Consider the following 19,761-nt stretch of genomic DNA (forward strand, 5'->3'; position numbering starts at 1 on the left):
CTCATCGTCATCTTTGTTTCGTAAAATAAGCCGCGGAAGGTCCTGTCGGCTTGCAGCTATCCATCCGTCGTCTATTCGCGGCGTCGGTGGAAGCCGCAATGGAATAATCGAAGCGCGCAAGTACGTAACTGTGACTCCGTCCGTAAATTCGTCGAGGCTACGTCATCCTGAAATCTAGTGGTTTTTGCTCCACAGTTCCGTAACTAAACGTCCGGTGTGACAGGCCGATAGGATGCCCTTTTAAATCAACAAACGTTTCAAATTTCCGCGTGTAGTAACGTGCCGTAAAAGCGGCAAAAGTTGAAACTCACCCTTAATATATATGGCTGCTCTATTCGTAAGATGCGGTCAGCTGTTCGCGGCGATCCACTCCGGCCGGTCATCGGATGCAACTTGAGACGCCATGCTGACGTTGTTGGCAGTCATGTGCATCCTGGCCTTGGATTGGAGAGACCTATGGCTCAGATTAAGGGACCTGTACTTCCTGCTATACACCCTAAACGCTGGCTTGACTGCGAGCGGGCCTTGCAAGAGCGCTTTACGGCCATTGCGGAAAAAAATGAACGGCGGGTTGAAGCCCTTAAAGAATTGATTGTGGAGGCCATTGAAGCTGGTTGGACCGAGCCGGAGGTGAAGCGTGCGCTTGTGGATATGATCGAGGCCACGGACGACACGGGCAAAGCAGACGGTTCATGCCTGCGATGGTAGCCGGTCCGGGGCGGCCGTGGAAAACAAACGGTCGATGGGAATATAGGCGAGAAGGCGGGACTATCGTGATGGATGACGACGAGGAACTCATGCGCGAAATCAACCGGCAAGCCGACAGGGCCGAAGAGATGCGGCCGGCCCGGATAGACCGTTACGCCTTGGCGGTAACGCTGGCTGGTCGCTTCCAGCAGCATAGCGCGGAGGAAATCGAAAAATTGCTTACCGGTGTGTGGAGGGAGAGACGTCTTGGCTGGCAGCCCACCAAGCCGCGCTAGAAAGCTTTGACCTGGATATGGTACTGACGGGTAGCTCCCAAGGGTAAGGATGGTTATTGTTTTTGCTGTCTTTTTTCCCGCCGTTGCCTATGGTTTGTGGCGCGAAATGTGGAACAAAATGTGGCCCAACGTGCCGACCGTTGGCATACCTCTTGCGCGCGATAAGATGTTCTGGCACGACTCAGGGGGATTTTGCAATGTTCGAGACAGGTGCGAAAGCGATTTTCCCGGGCCAGTTGTAGCGCACTGGGCCACCGCGGAAGAGGTTCAAATCGTCGTTGGGGTCATCCGGTCGCGCTGGGTTGATTCGTTCAGCGTTCGCGATGCAGGAATCTCTGCCGTCTATGTGACTCCTGATAGCTGGCCGGCATCTCTGCGTCCAGGGAACTCCAAGGACGCCAACGGTGCTAATACTGGGCTGATCGACAATCTCGTAACCATCTATCCCAATGGAAGGGCTCCCGACATCGTGGAAGCCAACCAGGAGACGGCTTTAGCCTGCCGTGACCGCGTCCAATGGCGCAGATTCCACGAGCTAAACCCCTAGACCTCCGACGTGACAGGCCGACAGATTGCCTTTTAAATCAACAAACGGGTGCAATAATGGGCGGCAAAAAACGGCAAAAGTTCAAACTCATTTCGGCGTCATGGCCGCCCTGATCCGACTCCGACTGGTCTCCCTCCGCCCAAGTCAGACGGTGTCTCCAAATATTCCTCGAACGTGTCGAGTACTTGCCGTTGGGCCGTTTTGCGTTTTGGAACAACTCCGTTCATTGCCGGTGTTCTAAACGGCGTCCGGCCGAGCTGAAAGTTGAAATACCAATCACCACGTTGAGGGCCGCTGGATAGGCGGCAGACGCGGCCGATGACTATACCAGATGCTATCGCGAGGATGTCATCCGGTCTTTGTCTGTCATCGAAATGGATCGGCTTCCAAACAAACTCCATGACTGACGGACTTTCGATTTCAGCGCCACGAAAGAGCCAGGCGTTAGTCGGCTCATTGGGTTCACCGGAGAACCGTGCCGGATATGACCTAATCATAGTCCGCGACAATAGTTCCGCCTCAGCTCAATTAATTTAGGACTGGGTTACGCTTCAGAGCGCGCTGTTGTGTTTCAGCGAAATCCAGCAGCAGCATCGGAACTTTCCATCATTGACCACGTTGCTCACGACGATTCAATCCTAAATGGGTGCTCTGGTTCCATGTTGGCTTCAACGCTTTTATCTTATGATTGGCAGGCTATCGTGGCTGCCGTCGCCGTTGTTATAGCGCTTCTCTGGTTTCATTTTGCCTTCACGTCTTAACGGCCATCTGCATGATGGTGGCTGGTCGGTGGGCAGGAATGGTTTTGCAGCGAGCAGAAAGGCGACGAGGTTGTGAATGGAAAAATGGTTCAATAGAGCCGCCACCGCGGTAGCAACAGCAGCAGGCAAACCGACCGTCTTTGTCGTCGGTGTGAGCTTGGTGCTGATTTGGGCCGTAAGTGGCCCTTTTTTTGGTTTCTCTGAAACGTGGCAGCTGATCATAAACACCTCAACGACGATCATCACATTTTTGATGGTTTTCCTTATTCAAAACACGCAGAATCGCGACGGGGCGGCCATCCAAGCCAAGCTGGATGAGCTAATTCGCTCTGGAGCCGGTTTGAATAAATTCGTAGGGATCGAGAAACTCACGCAAACAGAGGTCGAGGCTTTCCGCGACCAATGCGAAGCAGCAGCGAAACAAACGGAGGCGGCACAAGCCAAAGTCGCGAAGAACGTCGCGCGCAAGCACGCAAAGCCCGCAACTTAATCCGATAAAATCGACTGGTGGGTGCAATACGGCGGCCCAGCTCGGCCGCCGCGGAAGAATTTCCTTTGATGTTTAGGCCGCCTTCGCTGATGGATTGAGACTTGCTTCAGCAAGCGTAGTCAGAGCCTTGTCGGTCGCTTCTTCCTCGTTCAATGTAGCCACAAGGAGTGCCTTCGCATCCTCCAGACCAAGGTCGCCGGCCCAACGAGCCAAGGTGCCATAGCGGGCTATTTCGTAATGTTCGACGGCCTGTGCGGAAGATGCAAGTCCAGCGTCAATGGCAGGTTGCCCCTTGAAGTCGTCCATTATTTCTTCGGCTTCAGCGATTATTCCCTCGATAGCATCGCAGGTTTTGCCCTGTGCTCGCTTACCGAAAATTTTGAAGACCTGCTGCAGACGCTCAACCTGAACTTCGGTTTCCATGCGATGCTTTTCAAAGGCCGCTTTTAGGTCGGGGTGGGAGGCAGCCCTTTCCATCTTCGGCAAAGCTTTCAGGATTTTCCGTTCGGCGTAGTACATATCTTTCAGTGTTTCATGAAAGAGCGTTTCGAGTGTTTTCTCAACCATGTCAGAGCGCCTTCGCAAAGCGTCTGCTGAAGCTAAATCCAAGAGACGCCAACCTTTGGGTGGGCACCCAAAGATGCAGACCCTCTCGACCCTCCACGGTGAGCTGCGCGACGCATCATTCAAGGGGATGGTGAGGTCGCTGACCATGCCGAGGTTTTCGAGCTGGAGTAATTGAAGGCTGGAAATTGACGCTCTTATTTTCTGGGGAACATTCCCGCTCGCCTCGTGTTGTTAGCTGGTTGAGGGGGCTTGGCACTCTTCAGGAAGAGGCTCGGTGTCGGACGGTTACCACGATATCGGGCCTCACTTTTTGTTAATCATGCAGGCGCAGGCTCAAGCAGCTGATGGTCCCCATTTCCATCAGCAACTCGACCTGCTTTTAGTATTGTGTATTCGGCAGGTCGGGAACTTCCAAGATATCGGTTAACCGGAAATGCCTGGATTAAATACCCCAACGGTTAGGCAGCCAGTTTGTCCCTAATGCTTGGACTTGCCAGGAGCTCGGCGGTCCTTTTCATTCTCTTTCGCATCCGACTTGAATGTTGCATCGCCGTTCTTCTTGCCAGATAGGACACGCGGATTTGCGCTGGAAACGCCATCATTGTCGCCACCATGCTGCGTCTTTGCGAATTGGCCTTTGGCATCGCTTTCCGGTGATTTTTTACGTTCAGTCATGGTGATCTCCTTTGACCAAGGAACATCTCCTGCGCCGAAGGGTTCCCTATCGTCATTGATGAAGGGAGAAAGTCCTGTGACAGCCGCGGCTTACGATCTTCTTTGGATTACGCTCCCCATTCTAATCTTGGCGCTGATTGCCTCAATACCTCGCGGCGAGCCCCCGATTATCGATTGTGTGTCACTCGGCGCGATCGCTCAATAATCTCGTTACTGCAATTGCCGACCAACGCACAGCTTCTGGCGGATGAAATGGAGAAAGTTCCAACAGGTTGGCGATCTCCCGAGGCGTCAGTTTAGGATTATTGAGTTTCAAGCTGGAGACATAATCGGCGAGCCTGGTCGCAGTATCGCGCTTGTCCCTTTTGGGAATGTATCTTTTCCGCGGTTCGTCCATTTGCAGTCCAGTTTTCTTGAAAGACTGGAGGGACGCTAGTTGAGTCGTCAAGCGGAGCAAACTGTTTTCGGAGACGGTACGATGGCCCAGGGTGAGTGGTTGCTTTAAATTCGAGAGAACTCGAGCGGCAAGTCTAACGCTTATCGTGTCCAGCTGGAGAATGCTCACCTGCCGTAGCGCGAGTCGCATCCGTTGAAGCAGCGCGCGAGGCCAATATCCATGTTCCGCCGGCAGAGATAGATCCCGTCACAGCCGAAAGGCCCGCTCCGACGCGGCGCTATAAGAAGCCAAGGCGCATGGCTTAAACCTTGGGAACATTTTGATCATCCGGATTGTTGTATCCTCGCCAAGGACACACAGTCCGTTTGGCTGAGAAGCCGGCGTAACGCAAGAACCCTTTGATGAGCGTCGGCCTCTCTCCTACCGGTGAAACGCAACCTTAGCCCCGCGTGTGAATATGCTGGCCCGACACGGGTCGAAGGAGATTCCGGCGACCCGCTACCGAACCCTAAGACGGCGCTAAAAACCACATGGTCTTAAGGCGAGTGTGGTTGCGAAATCATGTCTTGTAAGACGCAAGCTTTAACCGTGATTTGTAAGCCCGTGCCAATTGCGGTACGATCCGCTATCGTCAGCCTAACGGGTTGCTGACGTCGAGAGATCGATGGTCCGCCGTCCTGCTTTCCCCCTTCGCTCGGAGAGCAGTTATGTCGACAGAGTCGAACTTTCCTGTTTTGTTGCTCGTTGAAGATGAATATCTTCTTGTACCAATTCTGGAAGATGCACTTTCAGCCGAAGGTTTTAACGTTGTAACGTCCCATGATGGCACCTCCGCCCTTCAGGAACTCGAGGCGCGAGCAACAGAGTTCAAAGCCGTGATTACCGACATACGGCTGGGTACTGGCCCGAGCGGCTGGGACGTTGGACGCCGCGCGAGGGAATTAGTGCCGTCTATGCCGGTCATCTACATGAGCGGCGATAGCGCGCACGATTGGTCAGCCAATGGGGTGCCCGAGAGCGTGATGCTGCAAAAACCATTTGTGGGCGCGCAACTTATCACCGCAGTTGCGACTCTCTTAAACTCCACAAGCGCGACTGAGTCGGCGCCCAACGACCCATCCAAACCTTCAAGCTGATTTTAGGATGGGGCTCGCGAAAAAACGGCCGGAGCGCCAGTAGGACGATTGCATCTGTGAAACAGCCTCGATATCCACTCGATCGAGCTGGCAAGGCTGATACCGGCAATCCCGACAACGCCTGGTCCGCCCAGGCCCATGGCCCGCCATTGCTTCACCTGGTCAGTGACTTTCTTGCTGTCTTTGACCTGATTAGTGATCGTGGCTATGTCGGTCTTGATGTCGCCGACTTCATTGACGATCTCATCCATACGATGAACGACCGCACACTTCTCATCAGCCTCGGGGTCAGTTTGACTATTTCTGAGTATGAGGAAAAACATGGGTAGGGACGAGCCGACTTTAGCGGCACTTCGCGTTGAACTATCGAATTTGCGAGATGACCTGGCCGTCATCGAAAGCGGCGATATTTTCGCTTTGAACAAGGTTGGCAATGAAGTTGCTGTTAATGCAATCAGACATCGGATCGCTGAAATAGAAGCAATTCTTAAGCGCAGTGACAAATGAGCGACGAACCAATTCGACTGCCCTCTCAAATATCTTACCCTGCCCAGATGGAGAAAACGCCAGTCGGGTTGTTTGAGCATTACTGCATGCACCCCGGCTGCAAGTCGTGGGGATCGTTCGGCTTTGACAAGCGCCGCGGGCAGGAATGGTATTGCAGCGAGCATAAAGGCGATGCGGAAGTATAGTGGTTTCGCCTACTCCCCGGCCACCGCCAAACTCGCCGCGCTAGTGGATATGATGGAAACAGCCATTGCGCAGACAAAATTAAAAAAACAGAAAACCAAAACGGGTGTAAGTTTCCCGCGCAGGTTGTGATAGCATGCTGGTTTTCACAACCAGCCATCTTGAGGGAGGAAAACGGGGGCGAGATGTGGCTCTGTCCTCCCTTTTTTATGTCGAGTATTCAAGCTTGCAAAGAAGTGTGATTGGACCCAGCCGGGAGCGTGGGTGACACTTCCTTGCTGCCCTGGATTCGTTGGCCCCAACTCTCCTTGCGGCAGCACCCCAAGGCCGGTGCTGACTACACGCCTCCCACGGTGTTTGTGTCGCCCGGCCTCTTTTTGCCGGTACAAATATCTGTGATCGGAGCTTCAGGCTGCAAAACAGGTCTACCATGTACTTAGCTGACCGGCAGTTTCGCCCTCAATCAAATTGCTGGCTCAGGAACTAGCCGGAAGCGTCCGAAACTGCACTCACACCCTCAGTCCCCCTGAACCGTGAGTGCCTCGTCTTCCGGCTTTCTTTGTCTGAATAACTTTTTTCTACTGATTGCCTCGGCCTGCTCGAACCAAGCGCAACATGGCGAACATTCAACGCCCCGCTGATGGATCATCTCGCGTATTTATCCGTTTTTCGGCCTCGTCCAAGCGCTTCAGCAACTCTTCAAACCCCTCGTCATTGGGTAAAGGTTTGTGATACGAACGAAGGGACTCGCCGTAGTCCAGCCGCTTAAGTTGCCTAACGACGTGACGCGGCTTTGGCTTTTCATCTTCACCATTCATATGTCACCCTCTTCCTCGACCTTAACCAGCTTCCTTGCCGTAGGTTCCGCACAATTCGGTGCGGAGCCCCGCATCGCAGAGTTTGGCTCGACAAGTTTGGCGACGCAGAATGTAATGGTGGTTCGGCTTTGGGCCGACGCCACGGGGCATTTTCAAAGCAACGCTTGGACCATGAACTGGACTGTAAAACTTGCAGTATGATATACCTCAAGATCCCTGATGATGTGGGCGGTGTCACACCGATACATTGCTCGTCATGCGGACAATTCATTGGCTACCGGAGGACTATCGCGCGATTTTGACAGCCAAGGGGCCAAGATGGTGTCTTCGAGATGAAGGATGGTCAGATAATGCTCAGGGCGTAGAATACTAGCTACCCCGCCCTGCAGAACTGACTCTGCTGGTTCCCGTTTGGCTCTGATGGACAAAAAAACTTCAAAGAAGTGCGCATCATGACCAGTCAGCGTGGTAGAAGGCGCGTGGTCACATCGGCCCTTCAAGCCGCAGAGCAAATCCTGAGCGACTGGCCAGTTGAAGACGGCTGAAGGAAAACCTTTCACCAGGCGCCGCCCGGCGAAGGAGGCAAGTCTTTCAGTGGCACAAGGCTAAGCCTCGGCGCAGGTCGTAACCATTTGCGTCCACCGTGGATTTTTACCCCGTGGGAGAAACATTTTTCTCATACATAGTTCGTTGAAACCCAGCGCGTTAATTGCTGGCCGAAATCTCCTCTCTGCGCGTCGATTGCGCGACGATGTCACGTGCATACGAAAGAGCAGCAGCGATACTCGGGATCGATCGCACCCAAACTAAGACCGGCTGGGGCGGACAATCATGAAGTTGTTCGACCCGGGAATGCGCGATGCCAAGCGGATTGCTATAACCGCAGTTGATCAAAAGAAGTCGGGCTGAATCCTAAGACATCATTCGTGGAACATAATCATCAGTTATAGGTTGAATTTAAGGCGCTCGGCCAGGGCAAGCTGAAGCCGCCAGTCGCCGCGCCAACATGGAGCGGCTTCAGGTTCTTACTTACGGAGATGCAATTATGCCTAAAATAAGCAGTGCAAAAAGGCCCCTCCCATTAGGTGAATCTCCAAATTTCAAGCGGTCGTCATCTGAAGTTAAGCTCGACAACGCCACCGACATTGCCAAAAGAGATGCGGAAGAAGAGCGGAAGCGAGTTAAAGAGAAGACAGATCGCCTTCGCAAAGCTCGTCTTGATGCTGAATCCAAATCCAAGAGACGCTAACCCTGAGCGTCGGCAGCCAAAGGATGAGTTCCACAAGGACGCAATGAGGCAAGCGTTCTTTACGGGAACTTCCACACGCCACGAACAGTTTCACTCGATCGGAGAGCAGGAGGACGTTTCTTCGAAGAGGCTCGAACGTTGATGTGCACCGAAAGATCTGAGCCTCGCGTCTCTGCGTGGACCTCCGTGCAGTAACGCAGTGTCGGAACAATTGCGCCCGGGGCCGGTTGAAGGCTTGTCGGGGACGACGTAGACGCTCCTGACAGAGGCTCGTCGCAATCCACCAACCCCTTGGGATACCCGGCGGCGGGCCTCACTTTTGCGAGTCAAGGAGCGGACCGAAAGATGACCAGTCCAGCTGATCTGCTTTCACGTGGTTTGAACATGTACGCTTTAGCAGCAAATTACGGCACCGGATGATGCGCTATTTCACGGAAATACAGCAGGGTGAATGCTTTTGCGCAACTACCAAAATAGGATATCGGGGGCTTATTTGATCCTACCAGCGCGTCGAGTCTCGCTCCGCCCGCCGAATTGGTGCCCGTTCACGAGATGGTGAGCGAAATTAGATCAATGTATTTATTTACCCGACTCAGGCGCTTCCCTAGCTTTTTTACGGGACCCAAGCGGAAGCGACCTCACTCCGATCATCACGACAGTTGATAGGAGTAAGGCCGCGGCATTCCGCAATCGAAGAACATCTTTCGAGACGCGGTTCCACGCCTTGCCCCCACGTTGGGCGATGAAATGCTGACGAAGAGCGGATTGCTTCTTTTTCACGCGTCAGCAAACTTGGGCCCGATCTACCAGTTTTTTCGCTGCTGGCAGATCGGGCTTCTATGTTTAACTAACCATACCAGCGCAGACTTCCCAGGCTCACCACCTATCAGCAACCCGACCGCTTTGGTCGTGCGTAAACGGCAGGTCGGGAGATCAGACGCTTGCGAGTGGTTAGAACGTCACCTTGAAACCCGTCGCGCCATTGACGCTGTAGCTGTCGGTAAAGTCGCTGAGGCTGGTATTCAACGACACCTCGCCATAGAGCGCGTATTTGTCATCGGCCCAGCTATACGACCCGCCAGCGCCAACGCCGCCCCAGGTGCGATCGCTTTCATTGGCGAAATTGACGCAAGGTCAACTTCCGAACCATCGAGGAATTCGTGAGAGGTTGGCGATCCCGTAGACATTGCTGCGTGCCATCCTGCCCGAACTGTCCTGCCATGCATTCTGGTAGTCGGCGGAGATGCCGAGGCGACCCTTCAGGCTGTCGCTCTTGTCCAGCGAAACGTCCGCGCCGAATGGATCGGTGAAGTCGTCGAAATCGACGTTGGAATAGGCCAGCTGCACTTGTGGCGTGATCGACCAGTTCTCGTCGACGATGATCCGCTTGCCGGATCGTCTTCGTCGCTCGGGTGATTGAGGGTCTGAGTATCGAGAAGACTGCCAACCTGCTTGCCGGCCCGAAACTGTGAAGACGCGGCTTCACCGTGCTAGGCACCTTGTGCGACAACACCTGGACGCGCAGATCGGTTCGGTATTGCTTGATGCATTCCCCGTTTGCCGGTCGGCGCTGCGAGCGACTGATCGCTACAATCACGGATCGGATCGGCTTTCCAGAATATCTTGTTGCCTAATTTTCACCCGACGTCTAGCGCATCCATATCCGCCCGGATCAGCGGATGCTTTATAACTTGCGAAGCCGCAAGGTTTGCGAAACGCACTTTACCAAAGGCTCCTCGGTGCGGATGGATGAATGCGCCGGCCGAAGAGGCGCTGCAGTAGCAAAAGCCCCTGCCCGACAATGGACTGATTGTTTTGCTACAAGCAAAAGCAGAGGATGAACAACCGCTACTGCTCTGATCGGAGGATTGATCCATGCCCTGGAAAGTCAGGTTCCGCGAGAAGGATTTCATTGGAAATGAAGGATGGGATCCGGAGTTTGAATTTGAGGTCAGGGAGGCGTTGACGGATACGGAGGAGCTTTCAGGTTCTGCAGAAATCGTTATTCATGTGAAGGGGGACTCTGTTGACGACGTAACCGTTCACGAATCTCCCGATCCCGACGAGTTCCCGTTCAACGGCGTCCACGGTCATCATCGTGAACTTGGTGAGGTATTTCTCTTCACGGGCGTACCCGACGAAGGCGAAGGGCAAATGATCGCGCTGTACAGCGCTAAGGACTTCGGCGAACCGCCCTATAACAATGAGCACTTTACAGGCGACGGCTCATGAAAATTCCCGCCCCGACGCGCACAAGAAAGGACCCCGACCGCTGCGCTGACTGCCAGCGGGCAGTCTAAGACTGAATGCGCGCGCTTTTGGGTGACGCTCAGGTTGCCGGATGTACCAAGGAATCGGTTCTCGCTGTCATAATTGCCGTTGCCGAGAACACCAACCTGGCGATGCTTCCAAACGTGCTGCGGCCGCTTGAGACCGAATTGCGCAAATTGATGAAGGAAAGGGATGACTAGCGAGGGCTCAAACTATGACGTGAGGAGAGCCCTTGATAAAGCAAAAGCTTGGGCCCGGTCCATCAAACGGGATGTAGTTGCGCTTTGGATCGCGGCACGAGATCCAAGGGTGCCATAGTATGCAAAACTTACCGCTGGATGTGTAGCCGCTTATGCGCTCTCTCCGATTGATCTGATACCCGATTTCATCCCGGTCTTAGGCTATCTTGATGACGTTATCATCGTCCCGTTGGGCATTATGGCGGCGGTTCGCATGGTTCCCCCAGTCCTAATGACAGAGTTTCGGGCAACGGCTGCTTCCAGTGTAGGGCGTCCCGTCAGCCGCGTCGGTGCCGCGGTATCATTGCGATATGGGCGGCAAGTTGCGCCCTTCTGATGTGGATTTTTTGGCTGTGCAGGTGATGCCTGACGCACCCGAATTGAGTCCGTTCCCGGCGACTTCGTTGCCGAAGCCAAAGGCGTGACCGTTGGCGGGTAAGGAATTGAGACCTTGTCCGCAGAGGGACTGCGGCAGGGGCTGCGACATTTATGCAGATTGTTAAGGTCACTCATACTGCTCGGGTATGGACGGCGGATCCTGGCTTACGCCGAATACAAATGTGTCCCCACATGCGTGACACTTGTAATGATCGCGCTGATAAGGGTCGCGTAGCGTGAATTGCAGAATGGATTTTTGCGCTGACCAAAACAATTCGGACAGGCTCTATGAGGCGCGTTTGACGTTTCGCTGGGGTCTACCACGAACTCGTAAGCATATGTGTTCCCACCATAGTCCATGAGTACGTAATTGGCAGCCATCTCGTCCCAATCCTCGTAAAGAGAAAGCCGCCGTTTGAGGTCAGTCATTTTCTCTTCGAGTGCCCGTTCCCGGTCAGCGCTGGAAAGTGTCGCCGCTTGCGCTTCGAGTATCTTCCCTTGGAGCGCCATGACTGCGTTATTTTGCGCGACCTTGTCGTTTATATCTTTGATGCCTTTGGCGATTTCAAAGGCATCTTTCAGTGCTCCGTAAGCCTCACCAATACCAATAACCAATTCCGGCCCTCTTAGCTATTCATCTACCGCACGATGGCGATCCCAAGTGTAGTCAGAGCAGTCAGGAAGACGCCTACTGGACATCTGGCTTGACTGTTTATCCATTTCGGTTGTCGCTGCCAGCGGATCGCGCTTCTCCCAAGGGAGATTAATCTACCGAACCGCTTCAATACGATCCGCGAGACGCGCATATAGCGGGAATGGTCTTGAGAATGATGATGATATCCTTCTGAAAGGACCAGTTTTCAACGTAATGCTTATCGAAAGCAATCCGTTCGTCATAATTGACATCATTGCGCCCGCTGATCTGCCACACACCAGTCAGGCCCGGGCGCGATTTGAAATAGTAGGTTGCGGCGGAACCATAGAGCTCGATCTCATCCTTCACTACAGGACGCGGCCCAACCAGACTCATCTCGCCGCGAAGAATGTTAACCAGCTGAGGTCATTCGACGAGGCTCAATTTCCGCAACACGATGCCGACAGTGGTGACGCGTGGATCGACCTGCAGCTTTCGCGCTGCCACCCATTCTGCGTGTGCCTGCGGATTTGCAACGAAATGGGCTTCAAGGACGGCATCACCGTCTGTAACCATGGTACGAAATTTGAGGCAATAGAACGCATTCCCACCACGCCCGATGCGGCGATGGCCATAGAGAACAGGTCCACCATCCGATAACTTAACCAGACAGGAGAACAGTAAAAACAGCGGCCCGAGCAGGATAAGGGCAAGGATCGCGGCAAACACGTCGAACGATCGTTTCAAGAACCCTCCAACCGGAAGACTTGCCAATTCGTCCGACTGCCGAATGAGTTTGGTATTCACGAGAAGTTCCTTTCGAATCTGTGTGATCCATGACGTTCCACTTGGTTGCAGGCGTGTTCAGAGGGCAGTCAGGGGCACTGCGGACGGTATGGAATTTGACTTTGGCGTCCCCTCTCAATTTATAGCTTTGCCGTCCCAGTGCTTCGGACCAGTCGGGCTGCCGCACGCCAAACGTGGAACGGAGGCACCCGTTCCACGTTTGGTCTTCAGACCTATGCAGGATGAGACGTATGGCAGCTCAGGAATAAGATCAAAGTCTTGTCATGATGCAGCAATGGTTTTGATCAGGGTCATATCGGCATCGAACTGTTGACAGTCGCGCATCGCGCTATTTATGCCACCAGGTTCGAAGCGATCTCGATGAGACCACTCTAATCCCACGGCATGTAGGAGGCGCCGATGCTCGTCCGTACTAAGCCGGTTCCAGTTCTTTGCAGCGCGGTCCTGGCGCTGGGCCTCGTCACAATGCCCTATAAAGTGACACTCGAAAATCACTCCTTTGAGTTCCATACACAGTCTGCATGGGCAAAAGATGGCGGCGGTGGCGCCAACAACGGCAATGGCGGCGGCAATAGCGGCAACAAAGGCGGCAATAGCGGGAATGCCGGAGGTAAGGGCAGTAATAGCGGGAATGGCGACAAGGGCGGCGGCAGCGACAACACAAGCACCAGTGCTGGCAACAGCCGCAATGTTCAGAGCGGGAAAGTCGACCCGTCCACCGTAGCGATCGACGGTTCCGCGATGGAAGTTCGACACTGGAACGGAATGAGCGAAGGTATCAAGGATGGTCGCTACGTGATGAAGGATGCGAAAGGGCGTACGATCATCAATCGCACCGCGACGACATCCGATGCATCAAGACTGCGATCGTTCGACCGCTGAACCTTGAGGCTGCTGACACACCCCATCGGCAATGGGGTCAGCCATGGCTCCCAGCTCGGTCAGCTGGATAGACGTCCGGACCGGCCCTTAAAGGAGAACAGCCACTACAGCACATTATTTTATCGACTCGACATCACAAACCTTTACCCACGATTGGCAGTGGTCGAAAGTCCACCGCCAAGTGTGGGTACCTTGATCAGAACTTCACCTTGAAGCCCGTCGTGCCATTGACGCTGTAGCTGTCGGCAAAGTCGCTGAGGCTGGTATTCAGGGACACCTCGCCATAGAGCGCGTATTTATCATCGGCCCAGCTGTATGACCCGCCAGCACCGACGCCGCCCCAGGTGCGATCGCTTTCATTGGCGAAATTGACGCCGGCAAGGTCAACCTCCGAACCATCGAGGAATTCGTGATAGAGGTTGGCGAGCCCGTAGACATTGCTGCGTGCCATCCTGCCCGAACTGTCCTGCCATGCATTCTGATAGTCGGCGGAGACGCCAAGGCGACCCTTCAGGCTGTCGCTCTTGTTCAGCGAAACGTCCGCGCCGATGGGATCGGTGAAGTCGTCAAAATCGATATTGGAATAGGCCAGCTGCACTTGCGGCGTGATCGACCAGTTCTCGTCGACGACGATCCGCTTGCCGGTTTCAAGGCTCAACGTGTAGCCGAAACCGTCATTGCCGTCGGTCAGGCTGCGGCCGAGCGTGTCGGAGGTAATATCGCTGTCGTACCAGTTGAGTTGCGTCTGCCCGTCGACATAGAAGCCGTTCTGGGCAAGCCAGGTCAGCGTGCCGCCAAAACCGTAGCCGTCGGTGTCAATGGAACCCTTGCCGAACAGGGAGGAAACGTCGGTTGAAATCTCGCCATACTGGAACGTCACGCCGCCCATCAGTGTGCCGGACTGGTTTTCGTACAGCTTGCCGTCGAGTCCGGACTGCAACCTCCACGTGTTGTAATCATAGTCTGCCTGCGTGGTCGAGCGGTCAGGATCGACCCGCGAATGCGCGCCATCGATGCGTGCCCATATGGCCCCCGCATCAATGGTGGCCGTGCCACCTTCGGAAGGCAAAGGTGAAGCCTCGGGCGTTCCCGGTCCATCACCTTCGGCAATCACTGCGCTGCCAGCGCCCGCCCAATAGCGGTTGCCGATGCGCTGCTGCATCGAGCCAACGCCGTTGAGCACCTGCAGGGTCTGGGCGTAGGCCTCGTAAAGCGGCGCCCCCGGCTGGTAGATCGGACCAGCAGCTGGCGGTGGCGTGGTCGGAGGTGTAGGCGAACTGGTCGGTGCCAATTGGGAACGCAGATACCAGTCGCCATCGCCAGGGGTGCTCACCCCATTCTTGTTCAGCGTATAGCCATAGGCACCTGCCACCACAGCCTGTTGCCCGGCGATCACATAGTCACCTAGCAACGAAAAGGCGCCGTTGGAAGCGCCGCCCACGTCGACGATCTTGATGCCCTCGACTGTCTGCGCGCCGGTCCCACCAACATTGACTACTTTGACGTTGGTCGTGCCTGCGGTATCGCCGGTGAGGACGAGCCGGTCGCTGGGCGAGGCATCGCCGCCAAGCTCGGACTCGATAACCAGCGTGCCGCCATTGCCGGTGTAGTTGCCATCGATCGTGAGGGTGCCGATCGAGTTGCCGGGCGCAATCGTACCGTCGCTCGTCGTCGTGCCGACCTCGCCAGTGCCTTGCAGCCGTCCGCCGGTCTGAACATTCACCGTCCCGCCAAGGATGCCGTTCACCGACAGCGTGCCCACCTTGATCGTGGTGCTGCCTGCGAAGGCGGAATTGTCGGCGGTCATGATCGTCGTGCCGGTACCGATCTGGCTGATCGCGCCAGTGCCCAGAACAAGATTGTCGAAGCTGAATGTATCTGAGCGCTTGAAGGCGAGCGTGCCGGCACTGGAGGTGGTGAGATTACCGATGACACTGCCGCTAGTGCCGCCATTGCCGAGCTGCAGGGTGCCATCCTGGATATTCCAGTTCGTCGTCGCTGTACCGGTGCCGGTGAGCGCCCAGGTGCTGGTGCCGGTCTTCTCGAAAGTGTCGAAGTTCTGGTACTGCGGGCCGATGGCGGAAACGTCGAAGACGTCGTTGCTGGTACCACCGAGGCGGAAGATGTCGCCCGCCGACGTGGCATTGGCGACGACATTGCCTTCGATCACCGAGCCTGCTTGCAGCTCCAGATTGATGATGCCCGTAGTCACGCCCGCCGTGAGCTCGATCGCATTCGCCTGGCCAGCACCTGACCGGATCGTGCCGCTGTTGGTGAGATTGAGACTGACGGTCGCCACATTCGTCCGGATCGCTTGGGCCCCCACTCCGCCTTCAATCGTACCGTTGTTGACAATTGGATTCACCCCAGCGCTAACCCGGAGTCCGAGCCCACCGCCGAGAGCTCCTGTCCCGCCGCGGATCACTCCATTGTTGACCAACGTGGTTGGTGCGCCCGGCCCACCGAGAAGGACGCCCGGTCCTCCAGCACCACCGAGGCTGGTCCCTCCCTCTACCACGCCGTTGTTGGTCACTGATCCACCCAGTCGTATGTTCAAGGCATGCCCCCCGGAGCCCCCTTCCGCGTTGCCGCCCTTGAAGTTGCCGACCAGCGTAAACATTCCTCCAACACCGCCGCTCACAGACCACCCGCTGGCACTAGCTAAACCCGTAGCGCTTAGACCGGAAAGTGTGAAACCCTGGGTGTCGATGGTGATGGGCCTGGTGGGATTAGTCAGAGCTGTGCTATTAACCGACAAATTGCCGGTCAGTCGGATTGTTGCAATGGGATCTGGATCGGCGTTCGCCGCGGCAATGGCTCCATCGAGCGCTCCCTGGTTACCGGCTGTGTAGTTGCCCGCAGAGGCTGGAGATATGCAACTTGCAATCGCCAGTGTTGCCGAGCAGGCTCCAAGGAGCAGTTTCTTCTTACCGATGAATAGAGTACTCAAAGCGTTCCCGCTCATGATCGCCCCGCGTGATCTGCCCCAAAATAGTCCAAAAGCACTACACGCGATTCGAATGCATACGCAACCTTCGGTTGAGATAACAGAATAGTGTGATTAATTGTTTCTTCTTTTGTTGCAGTGCAGCAACAGTAAAATTGGAGTAAGCGTTCATACTCCGTTCTGCAGCATGGCAAAACGCTCGACGCGGCGAAAAGAAGCGCGATTGACGCCCCCCTCGGGCTCTGCGAACTTCCTGCAACCCATGGGAAGTCAAAACCAGGTCGAAGCGATTCGACCGATCTGCAATTCCGCTTCAATTCCTGATGAAAACAGCGCATGGAAACGCGCAGAGAGACCGTCGGAGAGACATAAGCTTGCCAGTCTATCACTCCAGAACAACAGAAATCGAAATGGGGGCCAAGCTTAGGGAACTGCGGCTTCAAGTCGAAATGTCACAGGAGAAGTTTGGAACGGCCATGGGCCTTTCACACGCCCACGTTCAAAAGTACGAACAGGGCAAAAACAGAATCGCAGTTTCAACTCTCGTGGGAATTTGTGGGGTTCCGCGCGTCATCCTATGGACTTTCTTGATCCAAATTTTCGACAAAGCGTGCGACCTTCTCTGCCCGGTCATCCACGCCTTGCGCAGCGCGGTTCGGCGTTTGTCCACGAGACGCTTGCTTGTTTCCTTTTTGTTGCCATCTTTCTGAAAAACTGCGGCTTAGTCGCGACACCCTCAAAGCATTCGGGTTCTTTTTCACGCAGGCTGAAAAGGTTCGATCTGCCGGTCAGACCTGACAGGCTTGGCCGCCGGTATTTTGCGTTCCGGTCGGTCGGGCCACTCATTTCGCTATTTTGACAGATGTCATCGTCTTTCCGGCAGAACGAGGCTATATTCGTGCGTTGTAGTGGCGTCGAACTTAGCCACAGCTCGACAGAGGTCCCGGCGTCTGTCATCCGAGCCCAAGGAGAGCGTCGGGCCTCACCTAAGCCAAAAGACTTGATACCGGAATGGTCCGCCGACCGAGCTGGTTTGATCCTGGTCGGCTCCAGAGCTCCGGCAAGAGGCCCGGCGAACCACCCCCCAGTGAACCCCGCGTCGGGCCTCACTCGGCCTACCTTTCGTTTGGGGTTTTAGGCAGGTCGGGACCTCGCCCGGCGGCGGGCTGTATGAGTGCTGCTGTAAGGCCAATGCCGATGGATGTTCATTCCATTTGCGCAGATGGCGGCCGAAAGCGGGCGCAGCCTTGCGAAAGTGGGCACCACGCATTTAAGGGATGCAAAGCGCCTCTGCGGCTGGCTTATCGGCTAAATCTTCCGCGGTTTCATAACCGCATTGGGTGAGCTCGATGAGAAGCCCCTTCGACAATTTTAACTCTGCAAGTTTCGTAACCATAGGCGCCTCCCGTTCATTTGTCGGTCGAAAACGCGACCGCCCTTGAACACGGAGCCGCGATCGTCAACGCGCCGATTTACACCACAATAAACTGCTCCCGAAGGAGGCAGAGGCGCTGTTGCACGATATCAGCAACAAATTTCATGGACCCGGTGGTAAAGTCCTTGCCCGACCCCGTTTGTTTGGATTTAAATACCCCAGTCTGGTGCCCACCGGACGGAGGCTCGACGGAAATACCAGCCCTTGGTATGGTACCGTTGAGCCTCATTTTTATAAACACGGCAGGGCTTCGACGATGCTCAGGATCAAGCATGGGGTTCAAACGACATTTGGGGACATCCTGTGGGATGAACCTCTGCTGCCGATCTACGCTACGCGTGAAGAATGTGTCGCTGCCATCGAAAGCTTCATTACTGGTTTCGACCATTATGAGGAGGAACCCGCTCAAGACAGATGGTGTGCATGGAACGACAATAAGAAGAATGAATTTCATTATTGGTGGATAACGATTGCCGAACGACCGCTGACCGACACGGGCGAAACTGTTGGCGGTTGAACGTTGAACACCATGATATGACGGGAATGGCGTAGAGCGCGTCAGAGGAAGGGGATCCGGAAAATTGCCGTTATCGTCTCATCGTCGATCGCCCTCTTGTCTGTCATGGCGCTTTTCTACGATTTCGCAATGAATAAGACTACGGGGCGTCGCCTACATAGGGACGCGTGCCTTTCCATCGGCCCTTGACTGGCTGTCATCCACAATTCGGGGGATGTCAGGATGTGATCTTTCTTTATCCAGATGACGGAGATCGCTGGGCCGCATCCCGTCGTGGCACGGTCTGGAGATCATGAAGAAAAGTCACAGATCGCTGTGCCTGAGCCGCGGCCTGGACGATGAAGCGCTTGTCATTCTTCAGCACTGAGAGCCACGACGCGAGATAGCTTGCATGGTCGGGGCGCGGCTCCAGTTCCGGCACCATACCGAGATCGGCGGCGAGGAACGCCGCGCCCAATTCGGCAATCAGTTCTTCGCGAGCGCGCTCCGTGCGATCTTTTGCATATCTGGACAGATCGCGGTTCAGCCGGTGGCTCGCTCCGGCCCAATGCACGCTTTCGTGCGCCAGCGTTGCATAATAGCGCTCGCTGTCTTGGAAGGTTTCAATCGGCGGCATCTGGATAATATCCGGGCCCGGCGCATAATAAGCCCTGTCGCCGCCGTGACGGACAGTTGCTCCGGTCTTCGCAAAGAAGACATCCGCATGTGCGATCCTGTCGATCCGTTGGGCAATTCCACCGTCAGGCACGTCTGCGTATCGGTCACCGAGACCCTCGATCTGTTCAACGTTGAAAACGCTGTAAGCTTTCAAGAAAGGGATATCGCGCTCGATCTCATTTCCCGCCCCATCGGTCTCGGTTTTGCTGATGCGGTTGGCATAGACGACCACCATCGAGCCTGTCTCGCCCCTTCTGACGCAGGCTCCGAGTTCCTGCGCCTGACGAAACGTCATCCACCTCGAAGAGGCATAGCCGCGTGCCATCGCTTCAGACCAAAGAAGCAGCACATTGATGCCCGAATACGGCTCGCCATTGTGGCGTAATGGCCGGACCACGCGACCGGCAAGATGTCGGCTGTTCCAGGGCTGCACCCACGGCCGCACGCGCTCGTCCAATGCCGCAATTATCCTATCGGTGATGCGCGTATAGACGTTGACGCGCTGCTCGCTGGTTGTTTTTTCCTTCTTCATCGTCCTGTCCTCACTCGTGCAAACCGCGCCGATCGCGGTTCGTCACGGCGGTCGTTGAAGCGGCGGCCGGAGGCGGCGCACCCGCTGAAAGACACGATTGAATGTTGGAATCTTGGCGGACGGGCCGAAACGAAGAGGAGGACGGCCTG

General features: G+C 55.2%; 20 protein-coding genes and 4 pseudogenes. 14 read left to right on the forward strand and 10 right to left on the reverse strand.

Annotation, left to right across the window (positions count from 1 at the left end; all coding sequences use genetic code 11):
* Positions 1-456 precede the first annotated feature (456 nt).
* The 4 genes from PHA01_RS07185 (at position 457) to PHA01_RS07200 (ending at position 2,781) form a co-directional block, all read left to right on the forward strand.
* Positions 457-708 (forward strand): hypothetical protein, encoded by a 252-nt coding sequence (locus PHA01_RS07185; protein ID WP_271894251.1) that lies wholly within the window; start codon positions 457-459, stop codon positions 706-708.
* Positions 709-776: 68 nt separating this feature from the next.
* Positions 777-983: a hypothetical protein gene (locus PHA01_RS07190; protein WP_271894252.1), complete on the forward strand. Its 207-nt coding sequence runs from the start codon at positions 777-779 to the stop codon at positions 981-983.
* Positions 984-1,032: 49 nt separating this feature from the next.
* The gene (locus PHA01_RS07195; protein WP_271894253.1) at positions 1,033-1,530 is read left to right on the forward strand and encodes a hypothetical protein; all 498 of its coding nucleotides are present in this window, start codon (positions 1,033-1,035) and stop codon (positions 1,528-1,530) included.
* A gap of 837 nt (positions 1,531-2,367) precedes the next feature.
* A complete protein-coding gene (locus PHA01_RS07200) occupies positions 2,368-2,781 on the forward strand; it encodes a low affinity iron permease family protein (RefSeq protein ID WP_271894254.1) in 414 nt (137 codons plus the stop codon).
* A gap of 72 nt (positions 2,782-2,853) precedes the next feature.
* Here the strand turns inward: PHA01_RS07200 and PHA01_RS07205 are convergent, their stop codons facing one another.
* The 3 genes from PHA01_RS07205 to PHA01_RS07215 all read right to left on the reverse strand — a co-directional run bounded on the left by PHA01_RS07205 (position 2,854) and on the right by PHA01_RS07215 (position 4,420).
* Positions 2,854-3,348, reverse strand: coding sequence for a YciE/YciF ferroxidase family protein (locus PHA01_RS07205; RefSeq protein ID WP_271894255.1), 495 nt, complete (start codon positions 3,346-3,348; stop codon positions 2,854-2,856).
* Between the two features lie 477 nt (positions 3,349-3,825).
* Positions 3,826-4,023 carry a hypothetical protein gene (locus PHA01_RS07210; RefSeq protein WP_224515190.1) on the reverse strand — a complete coding sequence of 66 codons (198 nt, stop codon included), beginning with the start codon at positions 4,021-4,023 and terminating at the stop codon, positions 3,826-3,828.
* Between the two features lie 181 nt (positions 4,024-4,204).
* A complete protein-coding gene (locus tag PHA01_RS07215) occupies positions 4,205-4,420 on the reverse strand; it encodes a hypothetical protein (RefSeq protein WP_271894256.1) in 216 nt (71 codons plus the stop codon).
* A gap of 707 nt (positions 4,421-5,127) precedes the next feature.
* On the opposite strand from PHA01_RS07215, the gene PHA01_RS07220 reads away from it, so the two are divergent.
* Positions 5,128-5,556 carry a response regulator gene (locus tag PHA01_RS07220; protein ID WP_271894257.1) on the forward strand — a complete coding sequence of 143 codons (429 nt, stop codon included), beginning with the start codon at positions 5,128-5,130 and terminating at the stop codon, positions 5,554-5,556.
* A gap of 2 nt (positions 5,557-5,558) precedes the next feature.
* Here the strand turns inward: PHA01_RS07220 and PHA01_RS29355 are convergent, their stop codons facing one another.
* A complete protein-coding gene (locus PHA01_RS29355; protein WP_417020932.1) occupies positions 5,559-5,951 on the reverse strand; it encodes a DUF1515 family protein in 393 nt (130 codons plus the stop codon).
* On the opposite strand from PHA01_RS29355, the gene PHA01_RS07230 reads away from it, so the two are divergent.
* Together PHA01_RS07230 and PHA01_RS29220 are read left to right on the forward strand one after the other, a co-directional pair.
* On the forward strand, positions 5,878-6,063 hold the full coding sequence (locus PHA01_RS07230) for a hypothetical protein (RefSeq protein WP_271894259.1): 186 nt from the start codon (positions 5,878-5,880) through the stop codon (positions 6,061-6,063). The two genes, PHA01_RS29355 and PHA01_RS07230, sit on opposite strands and share 74 nt — an antisense overlap.
* A gap of 86 nt (positions 6,064-6,149) precedes the next feature.
* Complete coding sequence (locus PHA01_RS29220; protein WP_334312007.1) at positions 6,150-6,248, forward strand: hypothetical protein; 99 nt, start codon at positions 6,150-6,152, stop codon at positions 6,246-6,248.
* Between the two features lie 3,016 nt (positions 6,249-9,264).
* Here the strand turns inward: PHA01_RS29220 and PHA01_RS29225 are convergent.
* Positions 9,265-9,660, reverse strand: a pseudogene (locus PHA01_RS29225) (autotransporter outer membrane beta-barrel domain-containing protein).
* 44 nt (positions 9,661-9,704) lie between these two features.
* Here PHA01_RS29225 and PHA01_RS07240 point away from each other — a divergent pair.
* From PHA01_RS07240 to PHA01_RS07255, 4 genes and pseudogenes are all read left to right on the forward strand, one after another.
* Positions 9,705-9,947, forward strand: a pseudogene (locus tag PHA01_RS07240) (RNA polymerase sigma factor); the annotation flags it as partial.
* 241 nt (positions 9,948-10,188) lie between these two features.
* Positions 10,189-10,545: a hypothetical protein gene (locus tag PHA01_RS07245; RefSeq protein WP_271894261.1), complete on the forward strand. Its 357-nt coding sequence runs from the start codon at positions 10,189-10,191 to the stop codon at positions 10,543-10,545.
* Between the two features lie 74 nt (positions 10,546-10,619).
* Entirely contained in the window at positions 10,620-10,784 is a 165-nt protein-coding gene (locus tag PHA01_RS07250; protein WP_271894262.1) for a hypothetical protein, read from the forward strand.
* Positions 10,777-11,186, forward strand: a pseudogene (locus PHA01_RS07255) (YkvA family protein). Before PHA01_RS07250 ends, PHA01_RS07255 begins: the two are co-directional and overlap by 8 nt.
* Before the next feature lie 180 nt (positions 11,187-11,366).
* Here the strand turns inward: PHA01_RS07255 and PHA01_RS07260 are convergent.
* Both PHA01_RS07260 and PHA01_RS07265 read right to left on the reverse strand, forming a co-directional pair.
* Positions 11,367-11,816, reverse strand: a complete 450-nt coding sequence (locus PHA01_RS07260) for a hypothetical protein (RefSeq protein ID WP_271894264.1) — start codon at positions 11,814-11,816, stop codon at positions 11,367-11,369.
* A gap of 166 nt (positions 11,817-11,982) precedes the next feature.
* Positions 11,983-12,642 (reverse strand): annotated as a pseudogene (locus PHA01_RS07265) (sugar transferase).
* 399 nt (positions 12,643-13,041) lie between these two features.
* Here PHA01_RS07265 and PHA01_RS07270 point away from each other — a divergent pair.
* Positions 13,042-13,524 carry a hypothetical protein gene (locus PHA01_RS07270; RefSeq protein WP_271894265.1) on the forward strand — a complete coding sequence of 161 codons (483 nt, stop codon included), beginning with the start codon at positions 13,042-13,044 and terminating at the stop codon, positions 13,522-13,524.
* 196 nt (positions 13,525-13,720) lie between these two features.
* Here the strand turns inward: PHA01_RS07270 and PHA01_RS07275 are convergent, their stop codons facing one another.
* Entirely contained in the window at positions 13,721-16,489 is a 2,769-nt protein-coding gene (locus tag PHA01_RS07275) for an autotransporter family protein (protein ID WP_271894266.1), read from the reverse strand.
* Positions 16,490-16,881: 392 nt separating this feature from the next.
* Here PHA01_RS07275 and PHA01_RS29360 point away from each other — a divergent pair, with 392 nt between their 5' ends.
* Entirely contained in the window at positions 16,882-17,181 is a 300-nt protein-coding gene (locus tag PHA01_RS29360; RefSeq protein WP_417020933.1) for a helix-turn-helix domain-containing protein, read from the forward strand.
* A gap of 560 nt (positions 17,182-17,741) precedes the next feature.
* On the opposite strand, the gene PHA01_RS07280 is transcribed toward PHA01_RS29360, so the two are convergent.
* Entirely contained in the window at positions 17,742-17,867 is a 126-nt protein-coding gene (locus PHA01_RS07280) for a hypothetical protein (RefSeq protein ID WP_271894268.1), read from the reverse strand.
* A gap of 118 nt (positions 17,868-17,985) precedes the next feature.
* On the opposite strand from PHA01_RS07280, the gene PHA01_RS07285 reads away from it, so the two are divergent.
* Positions 17,986-18,423, forward strand: coding sequence for a hypothetical protein (locus tag PHA01_RS07285; protein WP_271894269.1), 438 nt, complete (start codon positions 17,986-17,988; stop codon positions 18,421-18,423).
* A 235-nt stretch (positions 18,424-18,658) separates the two neighbouring features.
* Here PHA01_RS07285 and PHA01_RS07290 read toward each other — a convergent pair whose 3' ends face one another.
* Complete coding sequence (locus PHA01_RS07290; RefSeq protein WP_271894270.1) at positions 18,659-19,612, reverse strand: ArdC family protein; 954 nt, start codon at positions 19,610-19,612, stop codon at positions 18,659-18,661.
* Positions 19,613-19,761 lie beyond the last annotated feature (149 nt).

Origin of the sequence: Candidatus Phyllobacterium onerii (genome assembly GCF_028331445.1) — a bacterium.
Taxonomy (GTDB): Bacteria; Pseudomonadota; Alphaproteobacteria; order Rhizobiales; family Rhizobiaceae; genus Phyllobacterium; species Phyllobacterium onerii.

Coding starts and splice junctions, on each gene's coding strand:
- PHA01_RS07185 (WP_271894251.1), top strand. CDS start 457: ATGGCTCAGATTAAGGGACCTGTACTTCCTGCTATACACCCTAAACGC.
- PHA01_RS07190 (WP_271894252.1), top strand. CDS start 777: ATGGATGACGACGAGGAACTCATGCGCGAAATCAACCGGCAAGCCGAC.
- PHA01_RS07195 (WP_271894253.1), top strand. CDS start 1,033: ATGGTTATTGTTTTTGCTGTCTTTTTTCCCGCCGTTGCCTATGGTTTG.
- PHA01_RS07200 (WP_271894254.1), top strand. CDS start 2,368: ATGGAAAAATGGTTCAATAGAGCCGCCACCGCGGTAGCAACAGCAGCA.
- PHA01_RS07205 (WP_271894255.1), bottom strand. CDS start 3,348: ATGGTTGAGAAAACACTCGAAACGCTCTTTCATGAAACACTGAAAGAT.
- PHA01_RS07210 (WP_224515190.1), bottom strand. CDS start 4,023: ATGACTGAACGTAAAAAATCACCGGAAAGCGATGCCAAAGGCCAATTC.
- PHA01_RS07215 (WP_271894256.1), bottom strand. CDS start 4,420: ATGGACGAACCGCGGAAAAGATACATTCCCAAAAGGGACAAGCGCGAT.
- PHA01_RS07220 (WP_271894257.1), top strand. CDS start 5,128: ATGTCGACAGAGTCGAACTTTCCTGTTTTGTTGCTCGTTGAAGATGAA.
- PHA01_RS07230 (WP_271894259.1), top strand. CDS start 5,878: ATGGGTAGGGACGAGCCGACTTTAGCGGCACTTCGCGTTGAACTATCG.
- PHA01_RS29355 (WP_417020932.1), bottom strand. CDS start 5,951: ATGACGGCCAGGTCATCTCGCAAATTCGATAGTTCAACGCGAAGTGCC.
- PHA01_RS29220 (WP_334312007.1), top strand. CDS start 6,150: ATGCACCCCGGCTGCAAGTCGTGGGGATCGTTCGGCTTTGACAAGCGC.
- PHA01_RS07245 (WP_271894261.1), top strand. CDS start 10,189: ATGCCCTGGAAAGTCAGGTTCCGCGAGAAGGATTTCATTGGAAATGAA.
- PHA01_RS07250 (WP_271894262.1), top strand. CDS start 10,620: ATGCGCGCGCTTTTGGGTGACGCTCAGGTTGCCGGATGTACCAAGGAA.
- PHA01_RS07270 (WP_271894265.1), top strand. CDS start 13,042: ATGCTCGTCCGTACTAAGCCGGTTCCAGTTCTTTGCAGCGCGGTCCTG.
- PHA01_RS07275 (WP_271894266.1), bottom strand. CDS start 16,489: ATGAGCGGGAACGCTTTGAGTACTCTATTCATCGGTAAGAAGAAACTG.
- PHA01_RS29360 (WP_417020933.1), top strand. CDS start 16,882: ATGGGGGCCAAGCTTAGGGAACTGCGGCTTCAAGTCGAAATGTCACAG.
- PHA01_RS07280 (WP_271894268.1), bottom strand. CDS start 17,867: ATGGTTACGAAACTTGCAGAGTTAAAATTGTCGAAGGGGCTTCTCATC.
- PHA01_RS07290 (WP_271894270.1), bottom strand. CDS start 19,612: ATGAAGAAGGAAAAAACAACCAGCGAGCAGCGCGTCAACGTCTATACG.